This is a genomic window from Sporofaciens sp. St.21A7, assembly GCF_059728535.1.
Map to the genome: position 1 here is coordinate 5,321,956 of NZ_BAAGFN010000001.1, position 9,555 is coordinate 5,331,510.

10 protein-coding genes are annotated in these 9,555 nt (G+C 39.6%); 1 reads left to right on the top strand and 9 read right to left on the bottom strand.

Going from position 1 to position 9,555, the window contains the following annotated elements; all coding sequences use genetic code 11:
* Nucleotides 1-48: 48 nt before the first annotated feature.
* The gene (tnpA, locus tag AC6I3O_RS26370; RefSeq protein ID WP_497853377.1) at nt 49-477 is read right to left on the bottom strand and encodes an IS200/IS605 family transposase; all 429 of its coding nucleotides are present in this window, start codon (nt 475-477) and stop codon (nt 49-51) included.
* 675 nt (nt 478-1,152) lie between these two features.
* Here tnpA and AC6I3O_RS26375 point away from each other — a divergent pair.
* Nucleotides 1,153-2,112: an alpha/beta fold hydrolase gene (locus AC6I3O_RS26375; protein ID WP_497853378.1), complete on the top strand. Its 960-nt coding sequence runs from the start codon at nt 1,153-1,155 to the stop codon at nt 2,110-2,112.
* 43 nt (nt 2,113-2,155) lie between these two features.
* Here the strand turns inward: AC6I3O_RS26375 and rsmG are convergent, their stop codons facing one another.
* From rsmG to rpmH, 8 genes are all read right to left on the bottom strand, one after another.
* Nucleotides 2,156-2,869: a 16S rRNA (guanine(527)-N(7))-methyltransferase RsmG gene (gene rsmG / locus AC6I3O_RS26380; RefSeq protein ID WP_497853615.1), complete on the bottom strand. Its 714-nt coding sequence runs from the start codon at nt 2,867-2,869 to the stop codon at nt 2,156-2,158.
* 167 nt (nt 2,870-3,036) lie between these two features.
* On the bottom strand, nt 3,037-4,959 hold the full coding sequence (gene mnmG, locus AC6I3O_RS26385; RefSeq protein ID WP_497853379.1) for a tRNA uridine-5-carboxymethylaminomethyl(34) synthesis enzyme MnmG: 1,923 nt from the start codon (nt 4,957-4,959) through the stop codon (nt 3,037-3,039).
* A gap of 42 nt (nt 4,960-5,001) precedes the next feature.
* On the bottom strand, nt 5,002-6,432 hold the full coding sequence (mnmE, locus tag AC6I3O_RS26390; protein ID WP_497853380.1) for a tRNA uridine-5-carboxymethylaminomethyl(34) synthesis GTPase MnmE: 1,431 nt from the start codon (nt 6,430-6,432) through the stop codon (nt 5,002-5,004).
* 82 nt (nt 6,433-6,514) lie between these two features.
* Entirely contained in the window at nt 6,515-7,420 is a 906-nt protein-coding gene (gene jag, locus AC6I3O_RS26395; RefSeq protein WP_497853381.1) for an RNA-binding cell elongation regulator Jag/EloR, read from the bottom strand.
* Nucleotides 7,421-7,432: 12 nt separating this feature from the next.
* On the bottom strand, nt 7,433-8,500 hold the full coding sequence (locus AC6I3O_RS26400; RefSeq protein ID WP_497853382.1) for a YidC/Oxa1 family membrane protein insertase: 1,068 nt from the start codon (nt 8,498-8,500) through the stop codon (nt 7,433-7,435).
* A 64-nt stretch (nt 8,501-8,564) separates the two neighbouring features.
* Entirely contained in the window at nt 8,565-8,777 is a 213-nt protein-coding gene (gene yidD / locus AC6I3O_RS26405; protein WP_497853383.1) for a membrane protein insertion efficiency factor YidD, read from the bottom strand.
* Nucleotides 8,774-9,124: a ribonuclease P protein component gene (rnpA, locus tag AC6I3O_RS26410; protein WP_497853384.1), complete on the bottom strand. Its 351-nt coding sequence runs from the start codon at nt 9,122-9,124 to the stop codon at nt 8,774-8,776. The genes yidD and rnpA overlap by 4 nt, the downstream gene beginning before the upstream one ends.
* A 48-nt stretch (nt 9,125-9,172) precedes the next feature.
* On the bottom strand, nt 9,173-9,307 hold the full coding sequence (rpmH, locus tag AC6I3O_RS26415; protein WP_159749322.1) for a 50S ribosomal protein L34: 135 nt from the start codon (nt 9,305-9,307) through the stop codon (nt 9,173-9,175).
* Nucleotides 9,308-9,555: the final 248 nt, after the last annotated feature.

Sequence of the window (9,555 nt, forward strand, 5' to 3'; positions counted from 1 at the left end):
CTTGCGCGCCTGAAAGGCGGGTGTCGCAAGCGTTTTTACTGGCTTCCGCTAAAAAGCGGATCCTTCACTATCTTCTTTTCTTGACTCTTCTGACTGTTCTGCGATATATTTCTTAATCGCCTCTTCTGTCAGATTGCCTATTGTTGCCACATAGTACCCTCTTGCCCAGAATGCTTTGTTCCATTTGTTCTGCAAATCCGGATGCCTATCATAGATCATTAGGGTACTTTTCCCTTTTAGATATCCCATGAAGCTTGAGATACTCATTTTCGGTGGTATACTAACACATAGGTGTACATGATCTATACATACCGCTCCCGAAACGATTTCTATTCCTTTATAGTTGCACAGCGTCTGTATGATCTCCCGTACATCGCTCCTCAGCTGCCCGTACAGCTTCTTTTTTCTGTACTTGGGTATAAAAACAATATGGTACTGGCATTTCCATGAAGTATGTGATAAACTTTTCTTGTCCATTGTGGACGCCTCCTGTTCTTTGAGTTTGGCTTGCGACACCTTACTCATTGTATCACAGGAGGCTTTTTTATAGTATCCTCACCGCTGCCGCTTACTCTATTCGCCCCAGCATAGCTGGGGGATTAGGGTTTTCATTTAACTTTTATTGAATGCATATATTTTATATATCCGCATACTTAACATCATATTATGTCCCATATTCGATTCATTTCATATCAATGAGAAGATATTATTTGCTTGCCATCTGCTTCTCCTGCTTTTTCTGCTGCTTAATCATCTTCTTAACTATACAACCAACTAACAGTAAGATTCTAACTTATCCTACATGCTTTCAATTCTTGTAAAATTATCTTGATAGGGATTCAGGCTGAAACATTTAAATTCAATTATAAAGTCATTAATTTATAATATATTTTTTATTCCACAAAAATGTTTCACGTGAAACATTTACTTTCAGAAAATTCTATAGTATAATAAATCAAACTTCATTATAAATTTGTAAATCCATTTCAAACAAAACATTTCAATTTATTATATTAATCAAATTGAAAACATAAAATTATATATTGTAACCCAAACAATGATTTATCTTAAAAAGCACATATAAATATGGTGGCAGAAAATCATTAAAAAAAGCAGAATCATTCTACAACTTATATGGAAGGAAGTGTACACATGAATTGGAAAAAGAAAATTATAAGCATGATCTCATTAGCAAGTTTTGCTACACTCATAATTCATATAATGAACAAACTCATTTACTTCTCGGCAACAATGGACAACTTATTATCCAGCGCCTCTGGTTCATATTACAACTGGAAATTTGGAAAAATATATTACAAAAAAATTGGGTCAGGTCATCCACTTCTCCTTATTCACAATTTGGACACCTACAGTTCTGGACATGAATGGAATAAGGTTTTAAAAGACCTTTCTAAAACAAATACCGTTTATCGTATCGACCTTTTAGGATGTGGGCGCTCAGATAAACCCAACATTACATATACAAACTATCTCTATGTACAATTGATTAATGATTTTATTAAACAGGTCATTGGAGAAGAAACTGATATTCTTGCAACTGGCGATTCAGGAGCATTTGCCATCGCTGCATGCCACAATGATAATTCTGTGATTCGCAAAATAATACTTGTAAATCCACCCGATATAAAAGAACTATCAAATATTCCTGACAAACGGAGCAAGATATTTATGAACCTATTGCAACTTCCTATCGTAGGTACTTTCATATATAATTTATTTACCGGAAGAAATAGCACCGACGAGCTTTTTACTGAATATTACTTTTATAACTCCAACCTTTTAGAACATGATTTAATCAGTACTTATTATGAGACAGCACACATGGATGCCAACTCCAAATATCTGTTTGCAAGCATTTACGGTCATTATACTACTGTTAACTTGAAACACTGTCTAAAAACAATAACAAACAGTATTTATTTTATTGTAGGTGATGATAAAATGAATAAAACCGAAAATATAGATATTTATCGAAACATCATGCCTTCGATAGAGGTAGAAACCATTCATGAAACACGCCAGCTTCCTCAATTAGAAAAGCCGAATGAGTTTATGGATAAAGTCAAGATTTTCTTAGAAGATGAATTTTGAAAGAGTGCAGTTTGGAAAAAACATTTTCCAAACTGCACTCTTTTTATCTTAATGGCTCTTTTGCAGGTATACCCGATTTACGCGGATACTTTCCGCCTGTATTTTTTACTTTTTCTATTTTTACAAACGACCTGTTAATATCTGTCCCCGGTAATTGAAACTTTACAACATCAACAATATTTCCACCCAACAACTGAGCAGCCTTTTTTGACTCTGCTATCTCTTCATCAATATTCCCAGATTTATATGAAACAAAGACTCCGCCCTTTTTTACATATGGCAAACAATATTCAGTTAATGTTGAAAGATTAGCAACAGCTCTTGATACACACAAATCAAACTGTTCCCTATACTCCTCTTTTCTTGCATAGTCCTCTGCTCTTCCATGAATTGTATAAATTTCTGTAAGCTCTAACTCCTTAATTACCTCATCTAAAAATTTTATTCTCTTATTCAATGAATCCAACAATACCATATTAAGATGTGGAAAAACAATTTTTAAAGGAATTCCCGGAAACCCTGCACCAGTTCCTAAATCAAGAATCTTATCCACCTGCTTCAAATCAAGAACCTTTACAATAGAAAGACTATCTACAAAATGCTTCTCCACAATTTCTTCATATTCTGTAATACCTGTCAGATTCATTACTCTATTCCATTCAATTAGTAACTCATAAAATCTATAAAACTGTTTTATCTTCCTTTCATCCAGTTCAACATGAATCTCTTTCATCTTTTCTTTCAATAAATTAACCATCCCTAACCTCACAAATAAGTTCACATCATTTTTTTCAAAAGCATTAATACCTGCCATCTGCTTCTCAATCATATTCTTAACCATATAACCGCAAACAGAAACTTTATTACTTTGATTATATAGTATTATATTACTTTATCGCTTTAATGTATTAATGTATTAAATTTCTAATATACTGACCGCATACTCTCACTCCCCATATACACCAACAAAACAGAAATATCCGCCGGTGATACTCCCGATATCCGAGACGCCTGCCCCACCGAAACCGGACGGTACTCTTTCAACTTTTGAACTGCCTCTATCCGCAAACTCTTAATCGAATCATAATCAATATCCTCTGGTATCCTCTTACTCTCCAATTTCTTAAACTGCTCCACCTGTCTCTTCTGTCTGCTGATATACCCTTCATACTTAATAAAAATATCCACCTGTTCTATCACATCTTCTTCCAGTTCATCTGGAATTTCCGGTCTCTTTTCATCAATCTCCTTCAATGCCCGGTAGGATAACTCCGGACGGCGAATCAATTCGGCAAGAGAAATACCCGATACCAACCTTGTACTTCCATAATCATCCAACAAATTCTGAACCTTATCAGAAGTACCTACATTCGTAGTTTTCATCCTCTCAATTTCAGATTCTATCCACTCTTCCTTCCTTAAAAGTCTTTGATATCTTTCCTCAGGAATCAATCCAATCTCATACCCTATCTTCGTTAATCTTTGGTCTGCATTATCCTGTCTTAATAATAAACGATACTCTGCTCTGGAAGTCATCATCCGGTAAGGTTCACGGCTCTCCTTTGTAACAAGATCGTCAATCAACACTCCGATATAAGCTTCCGACCTATCCAATACAACAGCCTCTTTCCCCTGCAATTTCCTTGCCGCATTAATCCCCGCCATCAAACCTTGCGCCGCCGCCTCTTCATATCCTGAACTTCCGTTAAACTGTCCGCCGCTGAACAGACCTTCAATCTTCCGAAATTCCAAAGAAGGCTTTAGCTGTCTTGCATCAATACAGTCATACTCAATTGCATAAGCATTTCTGACAATCTTCACATTCTCCAATCCAGGCACCGTCCGGTACATTGCATACTGGACATCCTCCGGAAGTGAACTAGACATCCCCCCAATATACATCTCATTTGTTTCCAATCCTTCTGGCTCAATAAACACCTGATGCCTCTCCTTATCGGCAAACTTTACCACTTTATCCTCAATAGACGGACAATACCTCGGTCCAGTCCCTTCTATCATTCCAGAAAACAAAGGCGAACGATCCAAATTCTTCCTTATAATCTCATGGGTAGTCTGATTCGTATAAGTCAGCCAGCAAGATACTTGATCTATCTGCACCTCTTCGGGATTTGTGGTAAATGAAAACGGAACTACTCTCTCATCCCCAAACTGTTCTTCCATCTTACTAAAATCAACCGTATTCTTATCAATTCTCGCCGGAGTCCCTGTCTTAAAACGATACATCTGAATTCCAAGCTCCTTTAAAGAATCCGAGAGATAATTGGCAGCCTGCAATCCATTTGGTCCTGTATTACTGCTCACCTCCCCATAAATGCACCGCGCCCTAAGGTAAGTGCCGGTACACAGAATCACAGCCTTGCATGGATACACAGCGCCCGAAAATGTCTGTACCCCACTCACCTTTCCATCCTCTGTCAGAATCTTTACCACTTCCATCTGTTTAATTTCCAGATTTTCCTGACTCTCTAATACCTGCCGCATCGTGCGGCTGTAATTTGCCTTATCCGCCTGAGCTCTAAGGGAATGGACCGCCGGCCCTTTCGATTTATTAAGCATTTTGGACTGAATAAAAGTCCGGTCGATTATTTTCCCCATCTCCCCGCCAAGGGCATCCACCTCTCTTACCAGATGTCCCTTTGAACTTCCCCCAATATTAGGATTACACGGCATCAATGCAATGCTGTCCACACTTACAGTAAATATAATTGTACGAAATCCCAACCTGGAAACAGCAAGCGCCGCCTCACATCCTGCATGTCCAGCGCCTATTACCACCACATCATATCCATCTTCATTTATCCACACAGAATTTGCCAAATCTTTCACCAACCAAATCCTCCTCTACCTTTCACCCGTTTATCCAGATACTTATTTCCCCATGCAAAATTTGCTGAATATCTCATTGACTAAATCCTCTCCTGCCTTCTCTCCTGTAATCTCTCCAAGCGACTCATAGGCATCCAGCAAATCAATCGAATAAAAATCTTCCGGCATCCCAGAATCAATACTGTCTTTTACCCTTTCCAATGCGTAAAATGAATCCTGAAGAGCTGTCTTATGACGTAAATTCGTAATATATATTTCATCATTAAATGAAAGTTTTCCTTCAAAAAACATTACTTTTAAAGTTTCTTCCAGAACATCTATTCCTATTTTTTCTCTTATCGACATAGAAATAATGGGTATAGTAAACTTATTTATTTCTTTGCTATCCAAATTTGAAAGATTACTTGCAAAATATGCGTTTTTTACCTCTTCCTCTGTAACCACCGTCTCCAAATCTGTTTTGTTCAATAAAATAATAGATTTTTTCTCCCTAATCAAACGAAAAATCTCTTCATCATTCTCATCCAAAGGCATTGATGCATCTATCACATACAGAATCAAATCCGCCTGCCCCGCATAATTCCTTGCCCGGTCTACCCCTATCTTTTCCACAATATCTTCGGTATCCCGGATTCCCGCAGTATCTATCATATTCAGAGAGATCCCTCTCAAATTAATATGCTCCTCCAAAATATCTCTGGTCGTACCTGCAATTTCCGTAACAATCGCCCTTTCTTCTCCTAAAAGCACATTCAAAAGAGAAGACTTTCCTGCGTTTGGTCTGCCCAAAATAACCGTGCGGATTCCTTCTTTTATCATCCTTCCGTCATCATAAGTATCTATCAGGTTCCGTATCTGTCCCATAAGCTTTTCCACAGTTTGCCGCAATTTTTCCCCATATCCATCCACACTGATATGTTCCGGGTCGTCCAAAGCCGACTCAATAAAAGCTGTATGGTAAATGATTTCATTTCTAATCTCACTGATTTTATCCCTGATATTCCCCTTTAACTGGCTGACAGAACTTTGAAGCGCATACTGATTCCTGGATGATATCAAATCTCCCACCGCCTCTGCTTGGGACAAATCCAGCTTTCCATTTAAGAAAGCCCTCTTTGTAAATTCCCCCGGTTCTGCAGGTCTTGCCCCCCTATCAATCAACAGTTCCAGTATACGTTTAACGACATACACACCTCCATGGCAGTTAATCTCCACCGTATCCTCCCCGGTAAAACTATGAGGTCCCCTCATCAGCATTACAAGCACTTCATCAACCATACATTCCCCATCCATCACATATCCATAATGAATCGTATGTGTCCGCTGCTCTGAGAGCAATTTCTTCCTTTTTCCTCTATAAACTCCATCTGCAATCAAAAATGCTTCCGGACCGCTCATTCTTACAATACCAATTCCCGCATCGCTCATTGCGGTCGATATTGCGGCAACCGTATCATTATAGAATCTTCCCATTTTTGCCTCCTTATCTAATCTCCTCTGCACGGGACTGTGCAGATAACAAAAATAGGGGTGTGAAACCCCTATTTTCATTATCCTACCTATTACGTACCAGAGTAACTACTACTCTCCTATAAGGTTCTTCCCCTTCGCTATGTGTGGAAACCGCCGGGTCTGCCTGCAATGCCGAATGGATAATCCTTCTCTCATAAGGATTCATAGGCTCTAACGATACCGTCCTCCTGCTTCTCTTCACCTTGCTTGCAATATTCTTCGCAAGATTCTCAAGAGTCTCTTTCCTTCTCCTGCGGTAATCCTCCGTGTCAAGCTTTACACGCACATATCCTTCCTGCATCTTGTTGGCAACCCTGTTCGTCAGATATTGGAGAGAATCCAACGTCTGTCCTCTTTTTCCAATCAGGATTCCCATATTGCTTCCTTCCATATCAATAGAAAGCGCGCCCTCTTCGTCCACAACGGATGTAACCTTTACATCCGTCATATCCATCGCCTTTAAAACATCGCTCACAAATTTCTCACAAGCTTCAATCGTACATTTCTCTACCTTTGCAAGCTCTACCTCTTTCTTCTCAGGAACATTGGCTGCAGGCTGCTCTTTTACCGGCGTTTTCTTCTTAGACTCTTTCTTTACAGAATCCTTCTTTCCATGCTCCTTATAATCCTTATGTTCTTTATGCTCCTTCTTAGTAGTTTCCTTCTTTACATGCTCTTTTTTCGGCGCTTCCTTTTTTATTTCTTTCTTAACAGGCTCCCTGACCAAAGAAACGTCTACCTTCGGGATTTCAATCTCAGGCTCTTCTTCCCTGGCCTCTTCTTTCCTGCGTGCTTTGATTACTGCCTGCTTCATACCGATTCCAAGGAATCCGGCGCTTCCTTTTTCAATCACCTGATAATCTAATTGATCACTCGTCACTCCTAACTGGACTAATGCTTCTGTAATCGCATCATCTAACGTCCTCGCTGATACAGTAATATATTCCATGAATAAAGCCCCCTAATTATTTTCATTGAATTTTTTAACCATGTTAGCCTTTGCCGCAAGGCTGCCTTCCCTGGCATTCTCAGCACGCGATTTTGCCTGTTCTATTCTTCTTTCTCGCTCTTTCTCACTCATTCCCGATACGTTTCTGCTGGCAGAATCCTTGATACTCCTGGTATTCGTCTGTGCCATAGCGTTAATCTTCTCGGCCTTTACGCTGCGCTTCTCACGCTTCTTCGCAGCCTTTTCCTTATTCTTCTCCACCAACTCTTCCACCGAAATCTTAGCCAAATGCTTGTTGATGATAACTTGCTGTACAATTCTTACCACGGCGCTGAACACCCAGTACATACCGATACCTGTCGGAAGTGAAAATACCATAAACACAGAGAATAACGGCATCGTCACATTCATGGTGTTCATAGTGCTTGCCATCGGATTATCCTTATCCATCTGCTGTCCGGAAATTGCCTGGGAAATCTTAACGCTCAAATATTGTGTAAGGCCGGACAGTACCGGGACAAGAATCGCCGTAATAATAATGACAGCCGGAGCCATTCCATAGGAACCGCTGTTCCTAATCATCGTAATCGGAGATATTGTCATGTCCGGTATCGTAAGGAACTGGTTCACGCTTGCCGGAGCATCCTTGATTGCCGGGACATAACTCTGAATATCGTAAATAACCGGGTATAAAGCCAACAACAGCGGCAGCTGAATCAGCATCGGAAGACATCCTCCCATCATGGAGGTTCCGTACTTGTCATATACCTGCTGAATCTCCTCCTGCTGCTTCATCATAGACGCCTGGTCTTTTTTATTCTTATATTTTTTCTGGATTGCCTGAACCTCAGGGTTCGTCACAGCAGATAACTTCTGCATTCTCTGTTGGCTGACGGTAAGCGGGAGCATCAATGTATATACGAAGATGGTATATAAAATGATTGATAACCCCACCAGTCCGTTATCACTTGGAAGCGCATTATCCAATATCGTATAGATAAAGTTCATGACCTTCCCCAACAGCCAGCTAATCTGACCTACAATCGGCCAATTCGCTGCCGATAATAAACTAAATGTCATACTCATTCCTCCAATGTATTCTATTTATAGAAACATAAGTTTCCAAAAAGCGGGGTAAATCCTATCATGGAACCGGGTCGTACCCTCCCTTTGCAAACGGATTACAACGTAATATCCTCCATACAGCTAGAGCTGTTCCTTTAAACGCACCATATTTCTCAATAGCCTCTATCGCATACTGCGAACATGTGGGATAATAAATACAGGACGAATATCCCTTCAGAGCAGATAAATACTTCCGATAGAATCTGATACAGCCTAACAGAATGTGTTTCATAATACGTTACCCCTATCTATAATGGTATGAAGACGTCCCAGATGGAGCATTGCGCTGTCAATTTCATGGTAATTCTTCTCTTTCGCAGCCGCTCTGGCAATCACGACGATATCCAGTCCCCGTCTGTAACGTTCCTCTTGCAGTCTATAGCTTTCCCTAATCAGCCTTGTTAATCTATGCCTTACAATACTATTGCCAACTTTCTTACTTACGGATATACCTAACCGGTTCCTGCCGGTTTCATTCTCTAATACATACATTACCAGATACTTGTTCGCACAGGATTTCCCTCTTCCATAGACATTCCGGAAATCCTGGTTCTTCTTCAATGACTCGGAATACTTCATTCACACACCGTCCAATTTTTATAGAAGAAAAGGCCACATATATGCGGCCTACGCTGATAATCTCTTTCTTCCTTTTGCTCTTCTGCTAGCAAGAACTTTTCTTCCACCTTTGGTGCTCATCCTGGATCTGAACCCATGGACTTTAGCCCTCTGTCTCTTCTTTGGCTGGAATGTCATTTTCATAGATATCCACCTCCTTATATACTAAGGGAAACTCCCTACAAATTTTCCTAAGACATCAGCCTTGATTATATAGAAAAAATGCGTCTGAGTCAAGCTATTCCGCGATTTTTCTAAATTTATTTATCCACAAATTGTGGATAACATTTGGGATTTCTGTGGATAAGACGTGGAAACAAATAATTTCATCACCATTTTCCTTGAAAAATTACAATTTTCCGTTGTGTATTACGTTTTCCACATAGATTTAG

What these genes read in the sequence shown, in the direction of transcription:
- tnpA (WP_497853377.1), bottom strand. Translation starts at nt 477, where the DNA reads ATGGACAAGAAAAGTTTATCACATACTTCATGGAAATGCCAGTACCAT.
- AC6I3O_RS26375 (WP_497853378.1), top strand. Translation starts at nt 1,153, where the DNA reads ATGAATTGGAAAAAGAAAATTATAAGCATGATCTCATTAGCAAGTTTT.
- rsmG (WP_497853615.1), bottom strand. Translation starts at nt 2,869, where the DNA reads ATGGTTAATTTATTGAAAGAAAAGATGAAAGAGATTCATGTTGAACTG.
- mnmE (WP_497853380.1), bottom strand. Translation starts at nt 6,432, where the DNA reads ATGGGAAGATTCTATAATGATACGGTTGCCGCAATATCGACCGCAATG.
- jag (WP_497853381.1), bottom strand. Translation starts at nt 7,420, where the DNA reads ATGGAATATATTACTGTATCAGCGAGGACGTTAGATGATGCGATTACA.
- AC6I3O_RS26400 (WP_497853382.1), bottom strand. Translation starts at nt 8,500, where the DNA reads ATGACATTTAGTTTATTATCGGCAGCGAATTGGCCGATTGTAGGTCAG.
- yidD (WP_497853383.1), bottom strand. Translation starts at nt 8,777, where the DNA reads ATGAAACACATTCTGTTAGGCTGTATCAGATTCTATCGGAAGTATTTA.
- rnpA (WP_497853384.1), bottom strand. Translation starts at nt 9,124, where the DNA reads ATGAAGTATTCCGAGTCATTGAAGAAGAACCAGGATTTCCGGAATGTC.
- rpmH (WP_159749322.1), bottom strand. Translation starts at nt 9,307, where the DNA reads ATGAAAATGACATTCCAGCCAAAGAAGAGACAGAGGGCTAAAGTCCAT.